27 protein-coding genes and 1 pseudogene are annotated in these 26,050 nt (G+C 64.7%); 9 read left to right on the forward strand and 19 right to left on the reverse strand.

What is annotated here, in order from left to right; genetic code table 11:
* Positions 1-469: 469 nt before the first annotated feature.
* The 4 genes from AC3IT0_RS17285 to AC3IT0_RS17300 form a co-directional block, all read right to left on the reverse strand.
* Positions 470-2,074, reverse strand: a complete 1,605-nt coding sequence (locus tag AC3IT0_RS17285; RefSeq protein ID WP_489320903.1) for a radical SAM protein — start codon at positions 2,072-2,074, stop codon at positions 470-472.
* A gap of 1 nt (position 2,075) precedes the next feature.
* Positions 2,076-2,429 carry a hypothetical protein gene (locus AC3IT0_RS17290; RefSeq protein ID WP_489320904.1) on the reverse strand — a complete coding sequence of 118 codons (354 nt, stop codon included), beginning with the start codon at positions 2,427-2,429 and terminating at the stop codon, positions 2,076-2,078.
* Entirely contained in the window at positions 2,426-3,184 is a 759-nt protein-coding gene (locus AC3IT0_RS17295; RefSeq protein WP_489320905.1) for a prolipoprotein diacylglyceryl transferase family protein, read from the reverse strand. Before AC3IT0_RS17295 ends, AC3IT0_RS17290 begins: the two co-directional genes overlap by 4 nt.
* 147 nt (positions 3,185-3,331) lie before the next feature.
* A complete protein-coding gene (locus AC3IT0_RS17300; RefSeq protein ID WP_489320906.1) occupies positions 3,332-4,039 on the reverse strand; it encodes a hypothetical protein in 708 nt (235 codons plus the stop codon).
* A 334-nt stretch (positions 4,040-4,373) separates the two neighbouring features.
* Between AC3IT0_RS17300 and AC3IT0_RS17305 the strand changes: the two genes are divergently transcribed.
* Complete coding sequence (locus tag AC3IT0_RS17305) at positions 4,374-4,976, forward strand: hypothetical protein (RefSeq protein WP_489320907.1); 603 nt, start codon at positions 4,374-4,376, stop codon at positions 4,974-4,976.
* The gene (locus AC3IT0_RS17310; RefSeq protein WP_489320908.1) at positions 4,969-5,628 is read left to right on the forward strand and encodes a hypothetical protein; all 660 of its coding nucleotides are present in this window, start codon (positions 4,969-4,971) and stop codon (positions 5,626-5,628) included. Before AC3IT0_RS17305 ends, AC3IT0_RS17310 begins: the two co-directional genes overlap by 8 nt.
* 17 nt (positions 5,629-5,645) lie before the next feature.
* Here the strand turns inward: AC3IT0_RS17310 and AC3IT0_RS17315 are convergent, their stop codons facing one another.
* Complete coding sequence (locus tag AC3IT0_RS17315; protein ID WP_489320909.1) at positions 5,646-8,345, reverse strand: AMP-binding protein; 2,700 nt, start codon at positions 8,343-8,345, stop codon at positions 5,646-5,648.
* A 305-nt stretch (positions 8,346-8,650) separates the two neighbouring features.
* On the opposite strand from AC3IT0_RS17315, the gene AC3IT0_RS17320 reads away from it, so the two are divergent.
* A complete protein-coding gene (locus tag AC3IT0_RS17320) occupies positions 8,651-9,250 on the forward strand; it encodes a hypothetical protein (RefSeq protein WP_489320910.1) in 600 nt (199 codons plus the stop codon).
* A 107-nt stretch (positions 9,251-9,357) separates the two neighbouring features.
* Here the strand turns inward: AC3IT0_RS17320 and AC3IT0_RS17325 are convergent, their stop codons facing one another.
* Positions 9,358-9,714, reverse strand: a complete 357-nt coding sequence (locus AC3IT0_RS17325; RefSeq protein WP_489320911.1) for a metal-sulfur cluster assembly factor — start codon at positions 9,712-9,714, stop codon at positions 9,358-9,360.
* A 319-nt stretch (positions 9,715-10,033) separates the two neighbouring features.
* On the opposite strand from AC3IT0_RS17325, the gene AC3IT0_RS17330 reads away from it, so the two are divergent.
* A complete protein-coding gene (locus tag AC3IT0_RS17330; RefSeq protein WP_489320912.1) occupies positions 10,034-10,612 on the forward strand; it encodes a flavin reductase family protein in 579 nt (192 codons plus the stop codon).
* Positions 10,613-10,640: 28 nt separating this feature from the next.
* On the opposite strand, the gene AC3IT0_RS17335 is transcribed toward AC3IT0_RS17330, so the two are convergent.
* A complete protein-coding gene (locus tag AC3IT0_RS17335; protein ID WP_489320913.1) occupies positions 10,641-11,243 on the reverse strand; it encodes a ferritin in 603 nt (200 codons plus the stop codon).
* A gap of 194 nt (positions 11,244-11,437) precedes the next feature.
* Between AC3IT0_RS17335 and AC3IT0_RS17340 the strand changes: the two genes are divergently transcribed.
* Together AC3IT0_RS17340 and AC3IT0_RS17345 are read left to right on the forward strand one after the other, a co-directional pair.
* Positions 11,438-11,863, forward strand: coding sequence for a helix-turn-helix transcriptional regulator (locus AC3IT0_RS17340; RefSeq protein ID WP_489320914.1), 426 nt, complete (start codon positions 11,438-11,440; stop codon positions 11,861-11,863).
* A 22-nt stretch (positions 11,864-11,885) separates the two neighbouring features.
* Positions 11,886-12,286 (forward strand): annotated as a pseudogene (locus AC3IT0_RS17345) (VOC family protein).
* A gap of 59 nt (positions 12,287-12,345) precedes the next feature.
* Here AC3IT0_RS17345 and ppsA read toward each other — a convergent pair.
* Positions 12,346-14,748 carry a phosphoenolpyruvate synthase gene (gene ppsA, locus AC3IT0_RS17350; RefSeq protein WP_489320915.1) on the reverse strand — a complete coding sequence of 801 codons (2,403 nt, stop codon included), beginning with the start codon at positions 14,746-14,748 and terminating at the stop codon, positions 12,346-12,348.
* Positions 14,749-14,900: 152 nt separating this feature from the next.
* A complete protein-coding gene (locus AC3IT0_RS17355; protein WP_489320916.1) occupies positions 14,901-15,719 on the reverse strand; it encodes a pyruvate, water dikinase regulatory protein in 819 nt (272 codons plus the stop codon).
* A 112-nt stretch (positions 15,720-15,831) separates the two neighbouring features.
* On the opposite strand from AC3IT0_RS17355, the gene AC3IT0_RS17360 reads away from it, so the two are divergent.
* Positions 15,832-16,044: a hypothetical protein gene (locus AC3IT0_RS17360; protein ID WP_489320917.1), complete on the forward strand. Its 213-nt coding sequence runs from the start codon at positions 15,832-15,834 to the stop codon at positions 16,042-16,044.
* A 35-nt stretch (positions 16,045-16,079) separates the two neighbouring features.
* Positions 16,080-16,814: an ANTAR domain-containing protein gene (locus tag AC3IT0_RS17365; protein WP_489320918.1), complete on the forward strand. Its 735-nt coding sequence runs from the start codon at positions 16,080-16,082 to the stop codon at positions 16,812-16,814.
* A 32-nt stretch (positions 16,815-16,846) separates the two neighbouring features.
* Here AC3IT0_RS17365 and AC3IT0_RS17370 read toward each other — a convergent pair whose 3' ends face one another.
* From AC3IT0_RS17370 to AC3IT0_RS17390, 5 genes are all read right to left on the reverse strand, one after another.
* Positions 16,847-17,137, reverse strand: coding sequence for a substrate-binding domain-containing protein (locus tag AC3IT0_RS17370; protein ID WP_489320919.1), 291 nt, complete (start codon positions 17,135-17,137; stop codon positions 16,847-16,849).
* Positions 17,100-18,101 carry an ImmA/IrrE family metallo-endopeptidase gene (locus tag AC3IT0_RS17375; protein WP_489320920.1) on the reverse strand — a complete coding sequence of 334 codons (1,002 nt, stop codon included), beginning with the start codon at positions 18,099-18,101 and terminating at the stop codon, positions 17,100-17,102. The genes AC3IT0_RS17370 and AC3IT0_RS17375 overlap by 38 nt, the downstream gene beginning before the upstream one ends.
* Before the next feature lie 13 nt (positions 18,102-18,114).
* A complete protein-coding gene (locus AC3IT0_RS17380; RefSeq protein ID WP_489320921.1) occupies positions 18,115-18,699 on the reverse strand; it encodes a hypothetical protein in 585 nt (194 codons plus the stop codon).
* 70 nt (positions 18,700-18,769) lie between these two features.
* A complete protein-coding gene (locus AC3IT0_RS17385; protein WP_489320922.1) occupies positions 18,770-19,030 on the reverse strand; it encodes a type II toxin-antitoxin system RelE family toxin in 261 nt (86 codons plus the stop codon).
* Positions 19,031-19,032: 2 nt separating this feature from the next.
* Positions 19,033-19,290, reverse strand: coding sequence for a type II toxin-antitoxin system Phd/YefM family antitoxin (locus tag AC3IT0_RS17390; RefSeq protein ID WP_489320923.1), 258 nt, complete (start codon positions 19,288-19,290; stop codon positions 19,033-19,035).
* 153 nt (positions 19,291-19,443) lie between these two features.
* Between AC3IT0_RS17390 and AC3IT0_RS17395 the strand changes: the two genes are divergently transcribed.
* Entirely contained in the window at positions 19,444-20,187 is a 744-nt protein-coding gene (locus tag AC3IT0_RS17395) for a GAF and ANTAR domain-containing protein (RefSeq protein WP_489320924.1), read from the forward strand.
* Between the two features lie 153 nt (positions 20,188-20,340).
* On the opposite strand, the gene purU is transcribed toward AC3IT0_RS17395, so the two are convergent.
* Genes purU through AC3IT0_RS17420 form a run of 5 tightly spaced genes read right to left on the reverse strand, consistent with a single transcriptional unit; the run spans position 20,341 to position 25,964 of the window.
* On the reverse strand, positions 20,341-21,195 hold the full coding sequence (gene purU / locus AC3IT0_RS17400; RefSeq protein ID WP_489320925.1) for a formyltetrahydrofolate deformylase: 855 nt from the start codon (positions 21,193-21,195) through the stop codon (positions 20,341-20,343).
* On the reverse strand, positions 21,196-22,686 hold the full coding sequence (cycA, locus tag AC3IT0_RS17405; protein WP_489320926.1) for a D-serine/D-alanine/glycine transporter: 1,491 nt from the start codon (positions 22,684-22,686) through the stop codon (positions 21,196-21,198).
* A complete protein-coding gene (locus AC3IT0_RS17410; RefSeq protein WP_489320927.1) occupies positions 22,676-23,503 on the reverse strand; it encodes a methylenetetrahydrofolate reductase in 828 nt (275 codons plus the stop codon). Before AC3IT0_RS17410 ends, cycA begins: the two co-directional genes overlap by 11 nt.
* A gap of 39 nt (positions 23,504-23,542) precedes the next feature.
* The gene (gene lipA / locus AC3IT0_RS17415) at positions 23,543-24,553 is read right to left on the reverse strand and encodes a lipoyl synthase (RefSeq protein ID WP_489320928.1); all 1,011 of its coding nucleotides are present in this window, start codon (positions 24,551-24,553) and stop codon (positions 23,543-23,545) included.
* A 13-nt stretch (positions 24,554-24,566) separates the two neighbouring features.
* Positions 24,567-25,964 carry an L-serine ammonia-lyase gene (locus tag AC3IT0_RS17420; protein ID WP_489320929.1) on the reverse strand — a complete coding sequence of 466 codons (1,398 nt, stop codon included), beginning with the start codon at positions 25,962-25,964 and terminating at the stop codon, positions 24,567-24,569.
* Positions 25,965-26,050: the final 86 nt, after the last annotated feature.

The following is a 26,050-nucleotide window of genomic DNA, read 5'->3' on the forward strand; positions in this document are numbered from 1 at the left end:
CGCAAGCCGAGCAGGATTGAAGAACCTTCTTCCTAGCCGACCTCGCCATAACCTGACTCGACTGACTTTTCGATTTAAAAGCCGAACAGTTGAGCTGCCAGCGAATATATCCCCCACAACCCAGCCGCTAACAGGATGCCCAGGTAGGCCAAGACCAGCCTAGTATCGCGGAGGTAGCATTTCGACCTCGTCAGGCCCCTCCGTCGCGCTTTCCAATAGCCTGCGAATCCGACTGCAGCGAACACGGCCAGTGCCACCGGACCGGCTGCCCAGCCGAGCAGGGCAACGGTCGCGAAGATGCAGAGCCGCAGCGGGTCGAAGGTCGGCGGGGACTGCGGTTCCGTTTCAGGGTCAGGCCTGTGTCCGTGACGGCCTGCGTGTTTGGAGCGCACCAGCTGCGACGGCAATGGCCCGGCTGCAATACGCCGGGCATCAGAAGCGGAACTCATCATTCCTCCCTATCGCTGACTCAGACCTGGCGGACCGGGAGGAGTTCGCGGCCTGTTGCTGTGCTCATTCGCTGCCTGGCCAGGGCCGGCCACGCCTGGACAGCACAGAACGGAGCGCACTGGTGGTCGCCGGCATCGCTCTTCGTGCCCACATGAACACAGCATTGCGTGAGCCGTTCCTCGATCATGGTGGACATGTCCATGAAGGGCTTGACCATGATGCGGGTGATCCGCTCGCCGAGCAGCCTGCGCAGCCGCTGTTGCTGCCCTGGAAGCTTGCCGGCAGCCAGTGTGGTGAGCGTGCCGATGCCGAGGTCGCACTGGGTGCAGATGTTCTTCCAAAGATCCATGGTCCGCGGGTGGGACAGCGAGGACTGCTCGCTGAGCAGGTCCAGCAGGGAGGACTTCATGAGGTTGCGCAGCTCGAGCGGGATCGCGCTGTCGGCGATGCGGTTGGCGATGCTGTCAGGGTTGAGTTCCAGCCAGGCGAGCAGCTGATCGTGCCCGATGAGGGCGGTCAGCGAACGCCAGACCCCTGAGTCGTCCTTCAGCATGTAGCCCACGGACGCGCAATGCGGATGTGAACACGGGAGTGCCGTCAGGTCGTGCCATGAGACCACCCCTCCGGTTTGCTCCGCGAGCCGTTCGAGGACGCCTGTGTGGGTGAGCCTGTCCGTGGGGTCGATGCCATGGCCGCGCCCTGAACCGAACACCGGCTGAAGCGCAACCCCACCCACGAACGGGGTTTCCAAAGCCCTCATAACGACGGCGCCGACCTCACCGTCGTTGACGCCCAGTGTCGCTGTCATCGTCAGGGTGGTGAACACGCCAGCCTCGGAAAGACGCGCGATGGCCGTGTCTTTGAAGCGGGTCAGGTCTCCCCCGCGGTGGTGGATGGATGCTTCTTTGGACGGGCCGTCGTATTGGAGGTACACCTCTACACGGTCCCGGTGCCTGGCCAGCAGTGCGAGCAGTTCGTCGTCGGTGGCCATGAGCATGCCGTTGCTGTTCACCATGATCCGGACGATCGGCCGAGCGACGAGCTCATCGAGAAGTTCGGCCAGATGGGGATAAAGCGTGGGCTCGCCGCCGGAGAGCATCAGCACGTCCAGCCGTCCGTTTTCGCGGGCAAGCCGGGTGTCGATATTCGCGAGCACCTCGCTGAGCGGCGCCACTCCCTGCAGCTGGGGGCCGGAGGCAGTGAAGCAGGTGGGGCAGCGCAGGTTGCAGTGCTCGATGATGTCCTGCAGGAGGATGCAGGTGTGTTGCGTCTGCATGGCGGGCAGCCCGTAGGCGTAAGCCTCCGGTACCTGGCGGTAATTGTCGGCCTGGTCCGGGATGTGTTGCTTGGTCGGCGCCTGCCACTTCTCCAGGTAGCGCAGGATTTCCGGTGACTCGTCGTACAAGGTGCTGACGAGGCCGTGGTCCGGGCAGCCGCGTTCGAGCCAGACCCGGTCATCGCGGATCAGCAGTACGCCGGAGAGGCGCCGCACCTGCGCGAGCGGGGGGTTTGTCTCATGGCAGTGGGGGCAGAAGGCTGTGACGTACCGGTGGATGCGGTCCCCGCGCAGCGGCTGGCCCGGGCCGGGCAGCACCTGCCGGGAAGAGAACGGTGACGGATTCATCTCAGGGTCCCATCTGCGCGAGGGCTCCGACGCAGACCCCGCCGCCGAGCAGTGTGAAGATCCCCAGACCAATCAGCAGCCCCGCACCCCACCGGGATGTGGGTGGCCAGACCGCCAGCAGAATCGCTATAGCCAGATAGCCGGCGATTGGAATGAAGGCGGACGGCCCGGTCAGGAAACGCATGGAAGAGGGTCCTGAATCAGCCCCGGCCTGCAGACGACCGAAAGCAACCGGTCCCAAGAGATAGAAGGCATAAAGGGCAGTAGTTCCCAACAGGATTCCGAACCCCATGGGGCCGAGCCCTGGTTCAGGGGGCTCCTCCTTTTCTTGGCGCGGTGGGTTGTCCTTGTTCATGCCACTCTTCCTTCCACCTTCGGGCGGAGTGGTTTTCCGAAGACCCGCAGCATCCGCCAGAACAGCAGGGGGAGAATCACCAGAAGGAACCATTGGGGCCGGCTCATCCCCAGCCAGAGCACCTCGTTGCCGCGGACGAACTCGACTCCGAACCGGAACAAAGCGTAGGAAGTCACGTAGCAGATGAAGAGGTCGCCAGGACCAGGCAAGCGGTCCCGATACCGCCACATGAGCCCGAATGCGGCCACATGGAACACGATTTCATAGGCAAAGGACGGGTGGAGCCCCACCCCGGACGGTCCGGCCAGCATCGCAGCCTGCCCGGGCGTGAGCGATATCCCCCACCCTCCCCCCGTCGGGGTGCCGGGTAGTTCCGTGAGGAGACAGCCCACCCGCCCGATGACCAGCGCCAGAGCGACCGCGGGCGCAAGCAAATCCCCGGTGGACTCGCGGTAACCTGTCAGGCGCTTGCCCAGATGGACGCCAAGCCACGCGCCCACAAGGCCCGCGAGGATGCTGCGGTCGCCGTTGCCCCACCAGTCCGCCAAGGAGACCTGCCGGGAAACATCCCACGTGAGGACCCTTGAGCCGATGGCTCCGAAGGCGACAGCGAAACCGGCAATGGGCCACAACCGAGGGTCGGACAGACCGCGCCGGCGCTTCTCATAGGCGTAGAACAGCAAGGCTGCGAGGATTCCCAGCCCTAACAGGCCGGCGTGCACCAGCCCGTCTCCCGCGAAGGGAAGCCCGATCATGAGCAGAGTGTAACAGTGCCCCTGCTGGGCCTTTCCGCCGGCGCGGTACTACAGATGCACGTGCCTGCGCCGCGCCGCTTCGGAGATGGACCCGGTCAGGGAAAACGACATACCGTAAGCTCAATCCGGTGACCCGAAATGCCGTTTTCAGAGGTCGTGTGGACAAATTTCAGTGCCCGCTAGCTCAGGCCTTCCCTGTCCGTATGAGGGGTCGTCGTCGCTTCCGGCCCAGACGACACCACCTCCAGGGCAGGGCATCACATCGAACGCCCGGCCATCAAGCTGCGCCCGCAGGTGGCGCCCGTCATCCTCGACCACTTCCCAGCCCGCCGCTGGCAGCGCTGCACGATAGTGCTGCAACACATCGACGTCTCCTGAGAGCACAAACCCGCGGGTACAGCCGCCGACACCACTCATGCCGCCACCACTGAAATAGCCGATGTGCTCGATGGAATCGAACGCCCGCTGGGACTCACGATCTGCAGTGGCCATGGGCTCATCCGTGCCCTCGATCACGCACTGCGGAGTCGAATCGAACTGCACCTCAAGCCGTTGCCCCAGTGCCGCGGGGGTGACAGCGAGCATCCCGAGCAGCATGAGGACCGGAATGGCCACGGCCGTCAGCCGCATCCAGAGTCGTGTCGAGAGCATCAAGCCGATCACGGCAACCACCGCGACCAGACCGAGCGCCAATCCGGAGGGACCGGCCGTCAACCCCCAAGTGAGCCCCTCGAACGCGGTACCGCTGACATCGCCGTACATTCTCATGAATTCGTAGTGGACCAGCACAGCCAGCAGCGCCAGTCCTGCCCCAACGGCGAGCAGCACCGCGGCAGAGACGACTCGGCCGGTCATGGGCATGGCTCATAGTAGGTTCCGCCTGACCAAGTGTCCACGGGTCGCGGGTGCCGATCGCAGAAGCCCTCACCCCCCGAGATCGCCGACGCAGCCCGCGTGGCACTCCACAAACAACTTGACCTGGCTGCCGGGTGCTGCTCCCTGGCCAGCGAAGCACAAACCGCCGCGGAACCGCAGCGGCCCTGAAAACTCCGGGATGCCTGGGCCGGTGCCTCGCAGCGTCCGAAATCCAGGATTTCGACAAGCTCAATCACCGGAGGAACAAGCTCAATCACCGGCGGGTCAAACTGTTGCACATATGCAGCACATGCCAAAAAATTCGACCCTTGGCATGGCGACGCGAATCCTGGCCGCCTCCGGCTTGCAGCTTCCGTCCCGGGCTGAGCCGCTCTGCGATGTACGCGCGCTCCACGCTGCCCGCACCATCCTTGAAGACGGCACCGCCTATCCGCCTGCGGACGCGGTAATGATCGAGACACTCATGCGCTGGGCCAGCCCTGACGGAACCCCTCGTCCCAGGTCACTCGCCAGAGAGGCAGGTGCGGCCGCTCCCCCTCCCCTGCGCCCCGGCGCCATAGAGATCACCAGTGGCTGGAGCTTCCTGCGCATCTGCTCGGCCGTGGCCGCCACACGAAAGGGTTGGGCCGCCAGCGGCGCACCGGCTGCGGCACGGATAGGGGCAGAAGAGAAGCTCGGGCCCATCATCCTTTACGTCGAGAACGCCACCAGGGTCGCGTCCATCATCAACCGACCAGGTTCGGCCGCGGTGGAGGTTCTCCTGCTCCCCCTCGACGGCACCAGCGAAGGCGGCGCGTGGAACGACGAAGGGATCGTCTGGGCAGACCCGATCCAAATCATCCTCGACTGCTACGGGATGCCGGCCACGTATGACCTTGCCGAGGACCTCACGAAAGACTGGGCGCCCCATGAATGACCAGGCACGATGGGGCGTCGGCTCCGACCAGTACAAGCAGCGGCCGCCACGTCCACGCGCCCCGCAACCCTCCCCTGGCATGCTCAAGCCGGCAGCGAAGGACCAGGTGGATGAGCTTGGCTTTTCCTGGGACTCATCTGGCATACCCTGGCACGAAATGCCCGGCATGAAGGTGCCGCGCGCCCTCGCCCGCTTCGAGGCGCAGCTCGCCGGCCATGTGTGGGACGCTGCCGCCCTGGAAGGCAACCCCTACACCCTCCCCGAAGTCCAAACACTCCTGGAAGGTGTCACCGTCGGCGGCCACCGGCTCGACGATGAGAAACAGGTCCTGGCCTTGGCCGAATCCACCCGACTGCTCCATGGCCTTGTTCGGGACGGGACCTTCGAACTTTCCAAGCCTTTATCAGACCGACTTCACGGAATAGTGGCACCCCATGAGGCCATAGAGGCAGGGCACTTCGGTGGCGAGGGGTCTCTGCGCGGCGGCGGAACGGTCAACCTCGGTGAAGCCGGCACCTTCAAAGCCACCGGCTGCGAAGATGGCGGGGAGAAGCTGCGGGCCGAATACACCCGCGGACTGGCTTTCCTTTCCGGGGTGAAGAATCCGGTAGAACGGGCTGTCGCCTACTTCTGCTTCGGGACCCGGCAATGAACGGGGTCCTGCTGAGCTCAGGGCACGACGCGATCTCCATCCCGTTTAGCCGCCGACTTGAGTTCAATCAGAGCCTGGTGACGCTCTACGCGGACGCAACGCCGCTCATGGAGTTCATCCTCGACTGCCGGCCTGAAGACTAAGCGCGGGCTCCCGGGGCGACTGCCGCCGTCGTACGCTCCTCCCCACCGGGGTCCCGACGGGCTCAATCTCCGGGTTTTGGCACGGCCGATGACCGTTGGCGCATAGTTGCAGAGTGCCCAGTACGCCGAGCCTGCGGCCAGTGAGGCGACGACGGCAAGGGCGGGGCTGAGCTCGACCAGCAAGGGGTAGACCAGCCAATGCACCAGGTAGATGTGCAGCGACGCGCTCGCCAGCAGAACGGTGAGGCGCCGCAGCCCGGCCGGGACGGGGAGACTGGGCAGCCACAGGAGCAGGAGTATTCCGGCAATGACAGTCACTTCACGGTAGGGATTGTCGAAAAACCCGGGGATGGTCAACGCGGCCACGAGGCTCAGCATGCACCGCTGAAGGATGTGACGGGCCCGGGCAACCGCCCATCCCAGCGCGAAGAGCCAGAGGGCCGGCGTCGTGTGGGGAATTCCCGGCTCAAAAAGCTCATAGCGGGTAAGGAGTCCGGCGGCGAGGAGCACCAGCGGAAAAAGGAACGGGAAGCGCTTCTCGGCCCGGCTGACCCAGGGCAGGGCGAGCAGCGCCGTCATGCTGACCAGCAGGTAGACGAGCACCTCGATGAACCAGAAATGCGACCGGGTGGTCACCTCTTCGGGCCCGACAATGGCGTGGAGGAGGACGATATTCGCAAGGCTGTACCTGTCGGTGATCAGGTACGCGAAGCCGATGAAGGCCATGCTGGGGATGATGACCCTGGCCAGGCTGGCGGCTTGTTTCAGCAGCCGCGGCACACGTTCGCCGGACAGCTGGAAGCGGGCGAAGTTGAACCCCGCCACTGCCATGAGCACGTGGGCGGCGCCCTGCCAGTGCAGGAATCCGATGTGGGTACTGACGATCAGGAAGATGGAGACCGCCCGCAGCACGATGCTGGTTTCAAGCCGGGCGAACAGGCGGCGCTTCCGCGGCCGCGGCTGTTCACGGCGGGCCCCAAGCACTCCCACCGGGGTAATGTGCCAGTCCGGGGGCAAATGCCCCAACGCCTGCTCAAGCCGCACGGACGCTGCCACGTACGAAAGCGAGTCCCCGCCGAGCGAAACGAACGTGTCGTCGTCGGAAATGCCTTCCAGCTCCAGCGTGTCTTCAAAAATCCGCACCACACTGTCCCGCGGGCCAGCTCCGGAGTCCGTGTTGGAAGGCGCGTCTTGAACTGTGGGTTTGGCGAGCGCCAGGACGGCAGGGTAGTCCACCTTGCCGGACGCCAGGCGCGGGAGCTCCCGCACCGCGTGGACTTCCAGGGCAGCGCGGGGCAGGCCTATGCCCTGGGCGAGGAGCTTGCCCAGCAGCGCTGGGTCGTGTTCACCCTCGACGGCGACGACGAGTCCCTGGTCCGTGCCTGCGCTCGCGGCCTGAATGCCAAGGTCGGCCAGGATCCGTTCCACCTGTCCAAGGTCGACGCGCAGGCCGACGATCTTGACGAACCGGCTGCGCCTTCCCACCACCTCGTACAGTCCCTGAGCGTTCCGCCGCGCCAGGTCTCCGGTGCGGAGTTCATCCACCGTCCGCCCGAGGCCGAGGTCCTCCGGCGTCCGGGCGTATCCCAGCATCACGTTGGGCCCGGAATAGACCAGTTCCCCGTGCTCCAGCCCGGGGACCGGGTCTATCCGGAAGGCGCCGCCGGGGACTGGGATCCCGATGGCGCCCGGCGAGGTACCTGCCAGCCGGGGAGGGAGGTAGGCCATGCGTGCGGTGGCCTCCGTCTGGCCGTACATCACAAAGAGATCCCAGCCGCTCCGTGCGCCCAGTGCGGCGTAACGCCGCACGAGGTCAGGGCCAAGCCTGCCGCCGGCCTGGGTCACATACCTGAGCGTGGGCAGATTCATGGTGGCGAACCCCACCCGTTCGAGCAACTCGAAGGTGTAGGGAACGGCTGCGAACGACGTCGCCCCCTCGCTTCGGAACAGATCCCAGAAGCAGGGGTCCACCACGGACAGATCCGTGAGGACCAGGCTTGCGCCACGCAGGAGGTGGCTGTTGATCACTGACAGCCCGTAGCAGTAGGACATGGGCAGTGTGGTCATCGCCCGGTCATCGTCGGTGATGCCGAGGTACTCCGCGATGGACTCCGCGTTCGCCTGGAGGTTTTCATGGGACAGCCGCACGAGCTTGGGCGACCCTGTGGAACCTGAGGTGCTCAACAGAAGCGCCAGGTCAGGGTGCAGGGTATGTCCGGTTCCCTGCCTTCGTTCTTCCAGTACTGTCCGGCCGTTCGCGGAACTCAGGACAACGTCCGGATCGTAGGCCGCGACGAGGGATTCCAGGGCCGCAGGCTTGTCCGCAGGCAGGAGGATCAGCGGATGCCCTGCGGCCGTGGCCGCCAGGTACCCCACCAACGAGTCAACATCGTTACCGGCCGTCAGGGCCACCAGGCGGCGTTCGGTACCGAGGCGCCGGCCCAGCTCCTCAACACGGCCTGCCAGTTCGCGGTACGTCAGGACACCATTGCTGGTGGCAACGGCAGTCCTGTCACCGTAGCTCGCGAGGTTCGCGGCCAACGACAGGCGCTGAAGATTAAGTGTGCTGCTCATGGCATGTGGTCCGTAGGTGTCTTCGGAGAGATTTAGGGGAGCCTAACTCCGAAACATTACACCGGGCCGTGGAGAATTAAGAAACCAAATTGTGCCTTATTTCTCCAGCTGCTGGCGTAATGGCCTGGTCCCCGTCCGGGCTTGCCGAGGCAGCGAACCCTCCGCCGGGGCGTGCGGCGCCGTCGGACGCAAAGCCATTCGGCTACGTCATTCCACAAGGTTCGGATACCGAAACTATAATTTTCGGTATGCCTAAATTAGGCGCTAACCTCGTTCTACCCGCACTCCGATAACGAGGACCAACGATGGCTATTTCCACTCTCCCGGAACGACCGGCCGCCATGCCCGCACCCGCCTCGGGCGGCCAGCGGACCCGGCTGATCCTGCTCGGCGTCCTGTGCACGGCCGGCTGGCTGGCCTCCGTGCTGATCGGGCACCACGTGGACTTCGGACCCGAACTGCACCGCATCGGCCTGTCCGTTCACATCCTGGCCTTGGTGATGTCATTCGGCACCATCCTGGTGGTTGATTGGATGGGCCTGCTTTGGCTCCTGGGCAGGGTGCAGATGCACGAGTCCGGGAAACTCGAAGCCGCCGCGAAGCCGCTGATCTGGGGTGGCCTGACCCTGCTCCTGGCCTCCGGCGCTCTCATCCACCCAGACCTGACCAATCCGGTCACTGCCATCAAGCTCGGCTGCGTGCTGGTCCTCATGCTTAACGGCCTCAGCATGGCCCCCGCCATGCACCGGCTGCTGGCGTTGCCTGCCGCGACACGCTTTGGCCAACTCGCCCGGGCGCTGCGCCTCCGGCTCATGATCGCGCTCAGCGTCTCTCAGGCATGCTGGTGGGCGGCCGTGCTCATCGGGCTCATCAACAGCACCGTACGACGCTGGGGCGGGACCTAGCCGAGCAGGCTCACGGCCAGGGATGTGCTGCGCGCGGAAACCCTCGGCCTGGCCCAACGTCTATAGCAGGCACGGGCGGGCAGCACGGCGGGCCAACATACATATCGTCAGTCCGTCCTGAATCCTAGTGCACGCATCTGGTCACGGCCGTCGTCGGTGATCAGATCCGGACCCCATGGCGGCATCCAAACCCAGCGCAAACGCCACTCGTCGACGACGCTGCTCAATACCCTGCCAACCTGCTCCTCGATAATCTCTGTCAAGGGGCAGGCCGCGGAGGTCAGTGTCATCGTGATCAACAGTGTGTTGTCCTGCCAGTATTCAAGACCGTAGAGGAGCCCCAGATCCACCACGTTGACGCCCAGCTCGGGATCAACCACCTCCTTGAGCGCCTCCTTGACATGCTCAAGAGACGTCAGGGAGGGGTTCATCGCCATTGACGGACTGATTTCCGTCTCAAACATCTCGTCCCTCCATGCCCTGGCGCAGGCCGACACATGGTGACAGTCGTAGCCCGGCGCGTCGGGGACAAGGATGGCGCAGCATCTTCACGGAACCTTCTATTACGTCACTGGTTGTCACATCGTTCAGAAATCTTGGTACAGTCTACGGCGGGAGCAAGGTAAGCCTTACCTAAGCAACCATCATCCTGAGATCATAGTTCGAAAGCGGCGCCCTGAAAATACCCAGTCTGAAGCAGTGTTGCGCAAGGGGTGTGCCGTCACTGCAATGGAGCTGTGAGGGCGCACCGCTTTCTTGCACCCCGAACCCCAAGGACCTCGAATGGCAACCCAAAACGTCCTCACGTCCAGCCAGTTGCCGCGCCTGGCAACCAGCCGATTTGCTGAAATGTTCAATGCAGACGATTTCAAAGCGGCTTTCCGCAATCATCCGGCTGGCGTCTCAATCATCACCGCCCAAGGACCAACCGGCCCCGTTGGCTTGACGTCAAGCTCGGTGTTCTCCGTCTCGGTCAATCCGCCGCTGCTGGTCTTCTCACTCTCCGGGCGCTCCTCCGCCTCGGCCGCGATCCTCGAGGCCGGGAACGTTGTGGTCCATCTGCTGGGCGCAGACCAAATTGCGGTGGCGAAAACTTTCGCCACCAGCGGTATCGACCGCTTTGAAGACGCCTCCACTTGGTCCCGCCTGATCACGGGTGAGCCCGTTCTGCCCGGTGTCAGCGCGTGGCTGCGGGGGGAAATTGTCAATGAAATGAGCGCTGGCGATTCCACCGTGGTAGCCGTCCAAGTGCTCCAGGTCAACATCCCGTCCGGCGCTGACCAGGATGCCGAGCAAGCCCCACCGCTCGTTTACCACAATCGCTCCTGGCACTCCCTCAGCGCTGGTTCAACAGTCGGCTAGGTCTGCCAAGTGGAAGCCGGGATGCTCGTCAGAGTGTACCGCCGGCGGCCTCTGGCGCGCCGGAGGCCCCTTGACCGTGGCCGCCGTGGTGGCCGCCATGCCCGCCATGCCCGCCATGACCACCGTGGTGGCCACCGTGACCTCCGTGGTCGCCGACCCGTTCCCGTGCGAGGAAGTTTTCGATGTCGAAGAGATTGTCCGCGCGCCGGGCGATGTTCAGCAGTGTGGTCATCGAGGCCACTTCTTCGACTTGTTCCTTGAGGAACCAGAGCATGAACTGCTCACCCAGGGGGTCGTTTTCCGATCTCGCCGCGGCGAAGAGTTCTTTGATGCTCTCGGTGACTTCCTGTTCCTGGGCGAGGGCGAGAGCCAACGGCTCCTCTACTTTGTCGAAGTCATTCCGGACGGGCTCCACACCGGGGATGGCGATCTTCAGTCCACGGTCCAGGATGTACCGGACCATCATCATGGCGTGGTTTCGTTCTTCCAGTGACTGACGGTAAAAGTGCTTTGCCAGCTGGGGCAGGTCCTGGCTGTGGAACCAGGCGGCAATGGCGATGTACTGCTGGGAGGCTGCAAACTCCTTGCCAACCTGGCTGGCCAGCAGATCGTTGAATTTGGTGGTAGTCATCGGGGTCTCCTCGGATCGTTGCTGAAGGCTTCTTGCCGGCGCCGGAAACTAAGTTGCAGGGCTGCCGGGGAGGCAGCCTGATACGAGAATCCTCCGCAGCTGTCCACGGGTCAATACCTTCCGGTTTGAACAGACCGACCCCGACGCCGGGATTCGCCGGGCTCGACCACCGGGGCGGCTACTAGAATGGCGACATGACACCGCAGGAGCTGGCCAATCTGGCCCACTTGCGCCGGGCCCGCGACCTGATCGACCGCAACTACGCCCGGCCGCTGGACGTGCCTACCATGGCCGCCGGTGCCCTCATGTCAGCGGCGCACTTCTCCCGCCAGTTCAAGGCCGCCTACGGTGAAACGCCCTACAACTACCTCATGACGCGGCGCATCGAACGCGCCATGGCCTTACTGCGGGCGGGTGCCAGCGTGACCGATGCCTGCATGGAGGTGGGCTGTACCTCGCTGGGTTCCTTCAGCTCACGCTTCACCGAGGTCGTCGGGATGACCCCCAGCGCCTACCGGGCCCGCGAACACCACGCCGTGAAAGCGATGCCGTCGTGCATCGCCCGGCAGCACACCCGGCCCGCGCGCAAACCGAGCAGGATTGAAGAAGCCTCGTCATAACCGCTGCAATAGCGTGGAAGACATGAACATTTCATTGAAGTACGCACACGTCACCGTCACCGATCTCGATGAGTCCCTCGCCTTCTACCGCGACGCCCTTGGCTTTGAAGTCCGGAACGACGTCGGCTCGGACGGACAGCGCTGGGTCACCCTCGGCAGCGCCGCCCAGCCCGACCTTGAGATTGTCCTGTCTCCTCCGCACGCCGGCCGCTCGCAGGCCGACGGGGACGCCATCCAGGAGCTGCTCACCAAGGGCGTGATGCCCATGCTCGTGTTCAGTACGGACGATCTCGACGCCGCCTTCGAAACCCTTCGGGCGTCCGGCCCGAGGTCCTCCAGGAACCCATCGTCCAGCCGTGGGGCCCGCGCGACTGCGCCTTCCGCGACCCCTCCGGCAACATGATCCGCATCAACCAGGGCTGACGTTAACGTACGACGTCGGCACCCAACCCGGGTGCCGACGTCGTACTTTCAGTTAGCCGCTAGTTAGCCGCTGCGGCGCCTACCACCGCCGGGGTGCCGGCGAGCCGGAGCCAGGTGTCCACCACGGTGTCGGGGTTCAGGGAGACGGAATCGATGCCTTCCCCGACCAGCCACTCGGCGAAGTCCGCGTGGTCGCTGGGACCCTGGCCGCAGATGCCAACGTACTTGCCGCGCGCCTTGCAGGCCTTGATGGCCATGCTCAGGAGCTTCTTGACCGCAGGATCGCGCTCATCGAAGCCGCCCGAGACAATCGCGGAATCCCGGTCCAGGCCCAGGGACAGCTGGGTCATGTCATTGGAGCCGATGGAGAAGCCGTCGAAGTAGTCCAGGAACTCGTCCGCCAGCAGCGCGTTGGACGGAATCTCGCACATCATGATCACCTCGAGGCCGTTCTCGCCGCGGACCAGGCCGTTCTCGGCCAGCAGCTCGATGACGCCGCGGGCCTCGTCCAGGGTCCGCACGAACGGGATCATCAGCTTGACGTTCGTCAGGCCCATCTCGTTGCGGACGAAGGACAGGGCCTCGCACTCAAGGTCAAAGCAGTCCCGGAAGGACGGCTCCAGGTACCGGGAGGCGCCGCGGAAACCGAGCATCGGGTTCTCTTCGTGCGGCTCGTAGGCCGGACCGCCAATGAGGTTGGCGTACTCGTTGGACTTGAAGTCGGACATGCGCACAATCACCGGCTCCGGCGCGAACGCCGCCGCGATGGTGGACACGCCTTCGGCCAGCCGCTTGATGTAGTAGTCGCGCGGGCTGCTGTACGCGGCAATCCGTTCCCGGATGACCGCGGCCACGTCCGCCGGCTGGCTGTCCAGGTTCAGGAGCGCCTTCGGGTGGATGCCGATCTGGCGGTTGATGATGAATTCCAGCCGCGCCAGGCCCACGCCGTGGTTGGGCAGCTGCGCGAACGTGAACGCCTGCTCCGGCGTACCCACATTCATCATGACCTTGACCGGGGCCTCCGGCAGCTGGGTGATCTCGGTATCCTCAACACTGAAGTCCAGGAGCCCCTCGTAGATGGTGCCGGTCTCGCCGTCCGCACAGGAGACGGTCACCTCGAGCCCGTCGGTCAGGGTGTCCGTAGCACTTCCGGTTCCGACGACGGCGGGAATCCCCAGTTCGCGGGCGATGATGGCCGCGTGGCAGGTACGTCCGCCGCGGTTGGTGACGATCGCGGAGGCCCGCTTCATGATCGGTTCCCAGTCCGGGTCGGTCATGTCGGCGACGAGGACATCGCCGGTCTTGAAGGCGGCCATCTGGTCGATCGCGGTGAGGATGCGGACGCTGCCGGCACCGATGCGCTGGCCGATCGCGCGGCCTTCGGCGAGCACCCGGCCGGTGGCGTTGAGGCGGAAACGGCTCAGGCTGCCCGCGGCCCGGCGGGACTGCACGGTCTCCGGGCGTGCCTGCAGGATGTACAGGCCGCCGTCGATCCCGTCCTTGCCCCACTCAATGTCCATGGGACGGCCGTAGTGGTTCTCGATGGCGACCGCGTGCCGGGCGAGCTGCTCGACGTCGGCGTCCGTCAGGCTGAAGCGGTTCCGCAAGGAGGCCTCCACCGGCACGAAGTCGATGGTCCGGCCGATCTCCTGGCTGTTGGTGTAGGTCATCTGGAGGGCCTTCTCGCCCAGTCCGCGCTTGAGGATGGCGGGGCGGCCGGCCTGCAGCGCGGGTTTGTAGACGTAGAACTCATCGGGGTTCACGGCGCCCTGGACCACGGCCTCGCCCAGGCCGTAGGAGGACGTGACGAACACGGCGTCCTGGAACCCGGACTCGGTGTCCATGGTGAACATCACGCCGGAGGCCCCGACGTCGGAGCGCACCATCCGCTGGATGCCCGCCGAGAGTGCCACCTCGGCGTGTTCGAACTTGTGGTGCACGCGGTACGCGATGGCCCGGTCGTTGTAGAGGGACGCGAACACATCCTTGATGGCGACCAGGATGTTCTCGATGCCGCGGACGTTCAGGAAGGTTTCCTGCTGCCCGGCGAAGGAGGCATCCGGAAGGTCTTCCGCTGTTGCGCTGGAACGGACCGCCCAGGAGAGGTCCTCGGAGCCCGCGTGCTTGTCCACCAGCTGCTGGTAGGCGTTCCGGATCTGCGCCTCGAAGTCCGGCAGGAAGGGCGTCTCGCGCATCAGGGCGCGGATCTCCTTGCCCGCTGCCGCCAGGGCCGTCACGTCATCGGTGTCCAGGCCAACCAGCCGGTCCGCGATCTTCTGGTCCAGGCCCGAGTCAGCCAGGAAGCTGCGGTAGGCGTCCGCCGTAGTGGCAAAGCCGTCCGGGACCTGGACGCCCGCGGAGGTGAGGTTCTGCACCATCTCACCGAGGGAGGCGTTTTTGCCGCCCACCCGGTCCAGGTCCTTGAGTCCGAGTTCTGAGAACCACAGGATGTCTGTCGTCATAAGTACTGCTCCCTTGCAGGTGATGGCGTGCGGTGGCGGCGCCCCGCTCGTGGCTGTGGCCGGTTGGTGGGCGCGAATCCTGTCTAGACTGACAGGTCTAGGCCACTCTTTCCAACATGATGTCCGCCACACCGGGATTGTGAAAATTTTCCCTAATGTTTGAGGTTCATCCGCTGCAGGATGGTGGCGGCCATTTCCTCCACGGACACGGTGGCCGAATTCAGGTACGGGATCCGGTGGGAGACGTACAACTGCTCGGCGCTGCGCAGTTCGAAGCCGCACTGCCGCAGCGACGCGTAAGGTGAGCCGCGGCGCCGTTCCGTGCGGATCTGGCTCAGCCGCAGGGGGTTGGAGGACAGCCCGAAACACTTCTCAACAAAAGGCCGCAGCGGCTTGGGCAGCCCTTCCCGTTGAAAATCCTCGTCCACGAGCGGGAAGTTCGCGGCGAAGATGCCGTGCTGGAGCGCCAGGTACATGGTGGTGGGCGTTTTTCCGCACCGCGACGGTGCCACCAGGATGACCTGCGCCTTTTCCAGCGCCCGCAGGCTCTGGCCGTCGTCGTGCTCCATGGCGTACTCGACGGCGGCCATCCGGGACTGATACCGCTCCGCGTTGCCCAGGCCGTGCGCCCTGCCGGGTTCAGCGCTGGCCTGGGAACCGAGGGCCTGCTCCAGCTGCCCCACATGCATCCCGATGAGATCCACGATGATCCCCTGGCACGTTGCAATGGCCTGCCTGATGTCGCCGCTGACGGCCGTGGAAAAGACGATGGGCCGCGGGCCGGTGGCCACCAGTTTGTCGATGGTTCCCACCACGGTCCTGGCCTGCTCCACGGTGGTAATGAACGGGACCGTGATGCGGTCAAAGTTGTTCGCGGGGAACTGCGTCAACAAGGTGTTACCGAGCGTTTCGGCGGTAATGCCGGTGCTGTCCGAAAGGAAGTAGACAGGCCGAATCTCGTCATTGGTCATGAACGCATTCTCCCCCGGCGAGCCGACACGGAAAAATCACCCGGCAGAAACACTGCGGCAACCTGGCCGGGGCATGCTGGGCGTACGGGGACAACCAGCAGGGGGGCACAGCATGATCACTGACCAGGTACAGACGGTAAGATTCCGGCCCGGCGACCACATCGAGGCGTGGCACAACGGCAAGTTATTCCACAAAGGCCGGGTGACCGACGTCGTGCATTCCCTGGAACTGATCTGGATCAGGGACGCGAGGACCGGCGCGCGGAAGCTGCTGGACCCGGATGCCCTGGAGATTGTGGTGACGGCCCCGCGGGTAGCCAGCTAGCTTGTGGGCACTCTGCGCTCGGCCTAGATTTGGGCATGACCAATTCGCCCGAACACCAGCTGCTCCTTGAGCTGCAGGACCTGATTATCGGCACGGGATCGGTGGCGGACTTCCTGGGCGGGCTCTCCATCATCGCCGCGGCCGCTCTGAGCCGGTCCGCCGGCGCCACAGTGGAGTGCGGGGTGACGCTCAAGCACGCCCGGAAAACCACCACGGTGGGCGGCAGCACCGAGCGCGCCATCCAGCTGGACCGCATCGAACAGGCCGTGGGCGACGGGCCTTGCCTCGCAGCGTTGAAAGCAGCAACGCCCGTGCTGCTGGCCGATGTCCACACTGACACGCGCTGGCCGGCCTATCAGGAACGCCTGATCGAGGAAGGCATCCACAGCGTCCTCGGCGTCCCCCTTGAACTCGGTGAAAACGCCACCGCAGTCCTGAACTTCTTCGCACCGGCCTCTGGCGTGTTCACAGAGGAGACCATCAGTGAGGCAGCCAGCTTCGCCGCCGTCGCCGGCAGTGCCGTCCGCCTGGCCGTAAGGGTGGGAACCGCCGAGAGCGCCGCAGATGACCTCAGCGCGGCGATGCTGAGCCGCACAGCCATCAACGTCGCCAGCGGGATCATCATGGCCCAGAACCGCTGCACACAGACCGAGGCGATGTCCATCCTGATGAAGGTCTCCAGCCACCGGAACCAGAAGCTCCGGGACGTGGCCGACGAGATCGTCCGGAAGGTCTCGGGCCAGGAAGCCACCACCTACTTCGACATGTAGGATCTGGCGGCCGCTACGCTAAAGCCTGGCCGCTACGCGACGTGCTCCATGGTGGGCGTGGGCTTCGCCGCCGCTGCCCGCGTGGGTGGCGACGTGGATTCCCGCACCACCAGGCCCACCGGAAGCTTGACGGCGGGACGCGGCGCAGCCTGCGGGTCCACGAGGTCCAGCAGCCGGTTGACGGCTGCCTGGCCGATCTGGCGCAGCGGGGTCCTGACGGTTGTCAAGGCGGGCGAGGTCAGGTTCGCGGACTGGATATCGTCGATGCCCACCACGCTGAAGTCGTCAGGGACCCGGTAGCCCCGGCGCCTCAGGCGGGCCATGATCGGCGGCAAGATCGTCCAGGTTGACACTGGAGGACTGCGGCGGATGCACCTCAATCTCCTCCGGGGTGACATCCAGCATCCATGCCAGTGTTTCCTTGGGCACCGTCCCGAGGGCAACAGCTTCCATGTGGGCGGCGACCAAAGCGTTAGGGAACCTCCGTTCGGCCGAACCCTGCGTGCGAAGACCGACGGAGATCCGTTCGAAGGCTTTGCCGTCCAGCGGTCGGTTCAGTACGTCGAAGGTGGACAGTTCCAGAAGGCCCCGCGTCGCCTCCGGAATGTCCAGGCGAAGCTTGCGCAGCCGGTTCGCGAGGTACTTCGTGGAGATCCCCTGGTTCCACAAGAAGTTGACCACATCGGCGACCGGCATGGCCATCCAGTCGATGGACCGCATCAGAGATTCGGGGATGAGGAGTTCGGCGGCGAAGTCGTAGGCCGGGCCTTCCTTGGTGCTCGACGCGACCTCGTCGGCGTCGTTGAAGTGGCCCAGGTATATGTGGCCGAGCTCGTGGGCGATGGAGCTATTCTGGTGGAACCAGTTTCCGCTGCGCGGAACTACGATGCAGTAGCGGCCGCCGGCACGGACGGAGTATGCGGAGCTGACGCCCTCGATGCGGACGATGTCGATGTCCAGGATCTGCTCGACCCGCGAGGTGAAATCCCCAACAAAGTTTTGGCCCAGGCGGGTGCGGACTTCGGCTGGAGTCGCGGTCCGGGTAGGCAGGTCATTACCTCCTGTGTAGACCTGACGGTAAGCCAGCTCGATGTTGTCCAACGTTTTCCGGGTGCTCTCGCCCTTATCGTTGACATAGTGGCCAGATGCGAAGTCGTATTCGTGGCGGGCAGCGATGCGTGCTTCAAAGGGGTCGGCCTCGCCGGTGGCCAGCCGGTACATAGACGTGGATAGGCGCTCTGCGAGGTGGGCGAGCTCGATGCTCGTGAATGTCCGCTTTCCGTTCAAGGACCGGGAAAGGTCACCTGCCCTGGCTGATCACCACGGTGCCGGAACTGCACGTCAACTGAAGTTCGTCGCCGACGGCGGCCAGACTGCAGTTCTGGTCCTCCACCCGAGGCCATCCGGCGAGCTCGGGGGCGCTGCGGTTCCACCTGTAGTGGGTGTCGTCGTGCCGCGTGTAGATGTCCACGCTGTCGCCGTCGAAGTGATCTTGGAGAACGAGGACCGACTGGCCGCCAGGAGCTTCTACCTGCACGTAGGCAGAAGCCATGGCAGCTGTGAGGATTGCGAAGAACAGAAAGAGTGCCAGGTAGGGCACCGCGGCAGCGGCGGCCAGGCCAGTGGTCCAGGCCGTTGCCAGCCGCAGCTTGCGGCGGCGGATCCTACGAAGGAGTGTCGGAACCAAAAAGGTCAGTCCTGCGGCGCCTCCCAGAAGAGCCAAGACCCTGAGCCACGCGCCGACACTGGCCACGGGCACCGCAACGAAGATGAGGAGGCTCTGACTGGCGGCAGCGGCGGCCACTCCTGCCAATGACTCTCCGCCCCATCCGATAAGGGCAGCGCCCAGGGCAAGTGCCGCACCCCATACCTCCCGCCTTTTCATAGGTCCGGAGTCCCCGCAGCCAGCGGTGACACTTCATTCCGGATTGCCCAGCGGCCGATAGCGGCGGCTGTCACTTGTAGACCTCGCGTCGATGCGCCACCCGCACAACCAGGACAGTCAGGACGTCGTCATGAATTTCGTAGAGAACGCGATAGTCAGCAATGCGGACCCGCCAGGCGTTCCCTTCGCCAACCAGCTTCTTGCATCCAGCGGGGCGCGGATCATTTGCCAACCCCGCGACAGACGCGAGGATTCGCTTACGGGTACCGGCGTCCAGTTTGCGGATTTCCTTGGCCGCTCCGGCGGTGAAATCGACTGCGTAGCCCGCCACGCTTAGAGTTCGGCCTGAAGCTCAGCCAAACTGACTCGACGGCCATCGTCCTCTGCCTTGGCGGCACGGAAGTCGGAAAGATCCACGGCGTCTTCGAGCTCCTCCAGGCGCGCGAAGTCTTCGACGCCGATGAGGAAGGCCACAGGCTTACCGTGACGGGTGATCTGCACGCGCTCGTGACCGTAGTTCGCTCTATTTACGACGTCCGGAAGGTGCTCACGCAACGCTCCAACAGTAACGGAGCTAGGTTCAGTTTCCATGATCACAGTCTAGCGTCGGTTTTGTATAGAAGTATAGAAACGTACAAAAATGGAATTTCAGGATGCCTGGAAAAAGCGAGTACTCACTACTCGTGTGCCACCCCGCCTGGCCCTTTACGATAGGGCGTACCGACACATGAGGACTGGGGAATCATGATCGATCAAGAAGTGGACTGGCGCGGCTCAGGCGTCCTGCTGGATATCCGCGCGCACTCTGAGGCGGCATCGGCGTGTGCCCTGGCCGGGATCGCGGCCTCAGCCGTGAGCGACATTGCCGGCTCCCCCGTGGACAGCACCGTGACACTCGTACGGCCGGACGGTATGCCCTCCACAGCGGCGACCACCGACGCCGCCGGCGGCCTTTCACGCTGGGACCAGCTTGCGGGACGGGGCCCCACGTCGCGAGCGCTGGAGGGCCGCCTGACCATCCTCCTCAACGATCGATCCCCGGACACGCGCTGGCACGAATACACGGCCAGCCTCCGGGCAGCCGGGTTCCGATCAGTCCTCGCCGTGCCGTTGCAGCTGGAGCACGGCTACCGGGCCGCCCTGACGGTGTATTCGGCGGAAACGAACGTGTTCGCCCCGAGTGTCGCCAACCAGGCGCTGGCCTTCTCCGAGGTGGCGGCCACGAGCCTCGTCCTGGCGCTGCAGGTCCGGGCAAGCCTGGCCCATTCCGCAGATCTCCGCGCAGCCCTGGCCAACCGCACCGCGATCAGCACCGCCTGCGGCGTGCTCATGGGCAAGAACCAGTGCTCCTACGAGGCAGCTTTCCAGATCCTTACGCTCGCAGCGAGCCAACGGAACCTGACCATCCGCGACGTCGCCGAAGGGATCCTGCTCACCCTGCCCGGCGGCGTTCCGGCCACACACTTCCAGCTGCGCGCCTTGGGCTAAGCGCCTGACGTAGCGGCCGCCGTCGGGCACTACTCCACGACCGTTTGCGCGGCCCCACCCCACTCCCCCGAATGTAGGTCGCAGCAGATGTCGTAATTAGGGCTCATAACGACATCTACTGCGACCTAGTTGGGCGGGGACGCGCCGGAACGGTCAGCGCAGAACGACTGTGCGCCCGCCGTCGAGCATTACCCGGCCTTCGCAGTGCCACCGGACCGCGTTGCTCAGCGCCTTGCACTCAGCGTCGCGGCCCACCCGGACCAGGTCATCGGCCGTATACGTGTGGTCCACTTCGATGACCTGCTGGGCGATGATGGGCCCCTCATCCAGCTCCGCGTTGACGTAGTGCGCCGTGGCGCCCACGGTTTTCACGCCGCGGTCGTACGCCTGGTGGTACGGCTTGGCGCCCTTGAAGCTGGGCAGGAACGAGTGGTGGATGTTGATGGTCCGGCCCGTCAGCTGGGCCGACAGCTCATCGCTGAGGACCTGCATGTAGCGGGCCAGGACCACCAGCTCCACCTCGAATTCATCCACGAGCTCCAGCAGGCGCGCTTCCTGCGCCGGCTTGGTCTCCTGGGTGACCGGGAGGTGGAAGAACGGGATGCCGTGCCACTTCACCAGCTCCTCGTGGTCCGTGTGGTTGGAGACCACGGCCACGATTTCCACCGGCAGATCCCCCGTGCGGGCCCGGAACAGCAGGTCGTTGAGGCAGTGCCCGAACTTGGACACCATCACCAGGATCCGGCGTTTGCGGCCGTGCGGCTCCAGCTGCCAGTTCATGGCCCAGACATCCGCCAGGGGCGAGAAATCCCGGCGCAGGTCCTCGGTGCTGAAGGCCTTGTTCCCGGACACGAAATGCACGCGCATGAAGAACTGCTGGGCCTGGCGGTCGCCGAAGTGCTGGGTGTCGATGATGTCGCAGTCGTGATCGAGCAGGTACCCGGTGATCGCGTGAACGATGCCCGGGGACTCGGCGCAGTTGACGGTCAGGACGTGTTCGGTGGCCACTTAGCTCTCCCGCGAAGCTTTCGCATCGGCGAGCTCAGCCTCGGCGGCTTTCTCCTCGGCCACGACCTTCTCGCCGGCCAGGTCCTTCTGGAACTCCGCGTAGCGGGCCAGGTGGGACGGACGCTTGCGCAGGATGACCCAGGCAACGCCCAGGATAACGAACCAGATGGGGGTGACCAGCAGCGCCACCAGCGTGTCCGGCTGGGTGGTCAGTGCCCACAGGACGAAGGCGAAGAACGCGAAGACCAACCAGACCATGGGGATGCCGCCGGGCATCTTGAACTTGGACGCGGCGTGCAGGTGCGGGCGGCGTGAACGGAACTTCAGGTAGCTGGCCAGGATGATGGACCAGACAAAGACGAAGCAGACGGCGGCAACGGTGGTGACCATGTCGAAGGCCTTGCCGATGTCCTTGCCGGCGTACATCAGGACGATGCCGGAGAGCAGCAGGATGCAGGAGAGGAACAGGGCGTTCTGCGGGACCTTGCGGCTGGACAGCCGGCTGAACACGGTGGGGGCGTCGCCCTCCTGGGCCAGGCCGTACACCATGCGGGAAGTGGAGTAGATGCCGGAGTTGGCCGAGGACATTGCCGAGCTGAGCACCACCAGGTTCACGATGGTGGCCGCGGCGCCGAGGCCGGCCAGGGAGAACATGGCGATGAACGGGCTGTGGCCGGCCTGGAACTGGGTCCACGGCGTGACGGACATCAGAATGATGAGGGCGCCGACGTAGAAGAGCAGCACGCGGATGGGGATGGAGTTGATGGCCTTGGGCAGGTTCTTCTCCGGGTCCTTGGCCTCGGCGGCGGTGGTGCCCACGAGTTCAATACCAACGAAGGCGAAGACGGCGATCTGGAAGCCTGCTACAAAGCCCATGAATTCGTTCGGGAACATCCCGCCGTGGCTCCACAGGTTGGTGAAGGTGGCAGGGCCGGCGTCGGACTGGAAACCGCTGAAGATCATAAACAGGCCCACAATGATCAGCGCCGCAATGGCGATGATCTTGATCAGCGCGAACCAGAATTCGGTCTCACCGAACGCCCGCACCGTTGCGAGGTTCAGGACCAGGAGGATGACCACGGTGGCGATGCCCGGAATCCACAAGGGCACGCCCGGCCAGAGTTCCTCCGAGTAGGCGGCGATCGCGATCACGTCCGCGATGCCCGTGATCACCCAGCAGAACCAGTAGGTCCAGCCGGTGAAGAAGCCTGCCCAGGGGCCCAGCAGGTCGGCCGCGAAGTCGCTGAAGGACTTGTAGTTCAGGTTGGACAGCAGCAGTTCGCCCATGGCCCGCATCACGAAGAACAGCATGAAGCCGATGATCATGTAGACGAAAATGACGGACGGGCCGGCGGCCGAGATGGTTTTGCCGGAGCCCATAAACAGGCCCGTGCCGATGGCGCCGCCAATGGCGATCAGCTGGATGTGCCTGTTGCTGAGCTGGCGCTCAAGGTGGGGCGTTTGTGGGGAAACGGTGGTTTTAGTACTCACGTGCTGCTCCTCGAATCAATACTGGCTGGAGTGCCGTTGTGGAAGACGCGGCCGCGTCGTTGGGGACCGCATCGAGGTTGTTGAAGCTGTAAAGATGGATCCCTGCGATGCCGGGCTGGCTTTCGAGCCCGGCCACCAGGGGGTGGGGTGAGTAGCGGTCGCCGCTGAGCAGCTTGCGCGCCAGCGGGCCTTTGCGGCTCAGGAACTTCAGGGAACTTCCGACGCCGATCTGCGTGGCAAGTGCCACCAGCTTGGTCCGCGGGACGGACCCCGCCACGCCCGCCCAGACGGGCAGGTCCACACCTTCGCGGCGCAGCAGCGCCGCGTAGTCGAGGATTTTCGGGGCGTCGAAGCACATCTGGGTGACCACGTGCGTGGCCAGGTGCTGTTTGTCCTGCAGGGCATCGATCAGGTCCAGGGCGGCCACGGTCGGGTGGCCTTCCGGGTAGCCGGCCACGCCTGCGCGCATCCGGCCGCCGGTGTACTGGGCGATGTCCTCGAGCAGCGGGAGGGCTGAGTCGTACGGGCCGGCGGGCTGCTTCCGGTCGCCACCGATCACAAATACCTCGCCGATACCGGCAACGTCGCAGTCGCGCAGGATTCCGGTCAGCTCGGACCGGCTCTGCATGCTGCGCGCGGCGAGGTGCGGGATGACGGTGTAGCCGAGCGTGCTCAGCTTCACCGAGGTGCGCATGGTCCGCTCGATGCCGTGGTGCGGCAGGCACGTCATGGTCAGCGTGGTGGTCAGCGGAACCAGCGCCTGGACCTGTTCAACGATCCCCGTTGAGGGGATAATTTCGATTCTTGTGGGGAACATCTTCGGTCCTTTCTGGGTCTCGGCTCTGAATACGGGCGGTCAGCTTGCGTGGGCGGCCAGCAGTGAACTGGCTTCCTGGCGGGTGCTGCCGGAGGACTCGATGTGGGCGAGCTGGGCGGGGATTTCCCAGCCCTTCTTGCGCATCGCGGTGGCCCAGAGCCGGCCGGCCCGGTAGGAGGACCGGACCAGCGGCCCGCTCATGACGCCGAGGAAGCCGATCTCGTTGGCCTCGTCCTGGAGGTCCACGAACTCCTGCGGCTTGACCCAGCGGTCCACCGGCAGGTGCCGCTCACTCGGGCGGAGGTACTGGGTGATGGTGATCAGGTCACAGCCGGCCTCGTGCAGGTCCCGCAGGGCTTCGGAGATCTCCTCGCGGGTCTCGCCCATGCCCAGGATCAGGTTCGACTTGGTCACCATCCCCAGGGCCCGGCCCTGGGTGATGACATCCAGGGACCGGTCGTACCGGAACGCGGGCCGGATCCGCTTGAAGATCCGGGGCACGGTCTCGACGTTGTGCGCGAAGACCTCCGGCTTGGAATCGCAGATCGCCGCGATGTGCTCGGGCTTGCCGGAGAAGTCCGGGATCAGCAGTTCGACGCCGGTGCCCGGGTTCAGCTCGTGGATCTTGCGGACCGTCTCGGCGTAGAGCCACACCCCCTCATCGGCCAGGTCATCCCGGGCCACACCGGTCACCGTGGCGTAGCGCAGCTGCATGGCCTGGACCGAGCGGGCCACCTTCGTGGGTTCGAACATGTCCACCGGGGAGGGCTTGCCCGTATCGATCTGGCAGAAATCACAGCGCCGCGTGCATTCGGACCCGCCGATCAGGAACGTGGCTTCCTTGTCTTCCCAGCACTCGAAAATGTTCGGGCAGCCGGCCTCCTCACACACCGTGTGCAGGCCTTCCTTCTTGACCAGGTTCTTGAGCTGGACATACTCCGGACCCATCTGGACCTTCGCCTTGATCCACTCCGGCTTCCGCTCCACGGGTACTGCGGAGTTGCGCTGCTCAACGCGCAGCAGCTTCCGGCCTTCTGGTGCCAGTGTCATCAGTTCTCTTCCCTTAGCATTCCACTACGTTGACGGCGAGGCCGCCCATGGCTGTTTCCTTGTATTTGGAGCTCATGTCCCTGCCGGTTTCCCGCATGGTCACGATCACCTCGTCCAGGGAAACGCGGTGCGTTCCGTCGCCCCAGAGCGCCATCTTCGCGGCGTTGATGGCCTTGGCCGCCGCGATGGCGTTGCGCTCGATGCACGGCACCTGGACCAGCCCGCCGATGGGATCGCAGGTCAGGCCCAGGTTGTGTTCCATCGCGATTTCCGCGGCGTTCTCCACCTGCTGGGGTGTGCCGCCCAGCACCTCGGCGAGGGCACCGGCCGCCATGGACGACGCCGATCCCACCTCGCCCTGGCAGCCCACCTCGGCACCCGAAATGGACGCCTGTTCCTTGTACAGCACCCCGATGGCGCCGGCCGTGAGCAGGAACTTGACCACAACGTCGTCGCGGTCTTCCTGCGTGGCCTTGTCCATCCCGGGTGCGAAGTGCAGTGCGTAGTACAGGACTGCCGGGATGATCCCGGCGGCGCCGTTGGTGGGTGCCGTGACCACCCGGCCGCCGGACGCGTTCTCCTCGTTGACCGCCAGGGCGATGAGGTTCACCCATTCCTGCCAGTACTTCGGGTCCCGGTCCTTGTCCTCCTTTTCGAGCCGCTCATGCCAGTCCGGAGCACGACGGCGGACCTTCAGTCCGCCGGGCAGCAGCCCCTCGCGCTTGAGGCTGGTTGCCACACACTCCTCCATCACGGAGTAGATGTGCAGCAGGCCTTCGCGGATCTCTTGTTCGGTGCGGGAAGCGCGCTCGTTGACGAACATAATGTCGCCGATGGACAGGCCCTTGGACTGGCACCGGCCCAGCAGCTCCGCCGCGGTGCGGAAAGGCAGCGGCAGTTCCTTCTTGGACTCGTCGAGTTCCTTCAGGGCCGCATCCTCCTCGCCCTCGCGGACAATGAAGCCGCCGCCCACGGAGAAGAACGTGGCCTTGTGCAGGACTTCGCCCTCTTTGTCGCTGACCGTGAACGTCATGCCGTTGGTGTGCCGCGGCAGGACAGTCAGCGGGCGCAGGACCATGTCCTTCACGCCGTACGGCAGGGGTACGGAGCCGGCGAACTGGAGGGTGCCGGTGTCGGCGATGGCGGCGAGCCGCTCCTCCACCTCGGCCGGCAGGATCTTTTCGGGATGGAAACCTTCCAGGCCCAGCAGGATGGCCGTCATGGTGCCGTGGCCGTGGCCCGTTGCAGCGAGCGACCCGTACAGGTCCACCCGCAGCCCCGCCACTTTCTCCAGGCTGCCGGAGCCCTTGACCTCCTCAGCAAACACTGCAGCAGCCCGCATGGGCCCAACAGTGTGAGAGCTCGAAGGCCCGATCCCGACGGAGAACAAATCAAAGACTCCAACGGCCATGATGACTTCCTAACTAAGTATTGGTAATGCGGTTCCCGGTGGTTGAGCCTGTCGAAACCCGGGTTTCGACAGGCTCAACCACCGGA

The sequence above is a fragment of the Pseudarthrobacter sp. KH_020_B genome, from assembly GCF_057840185.1.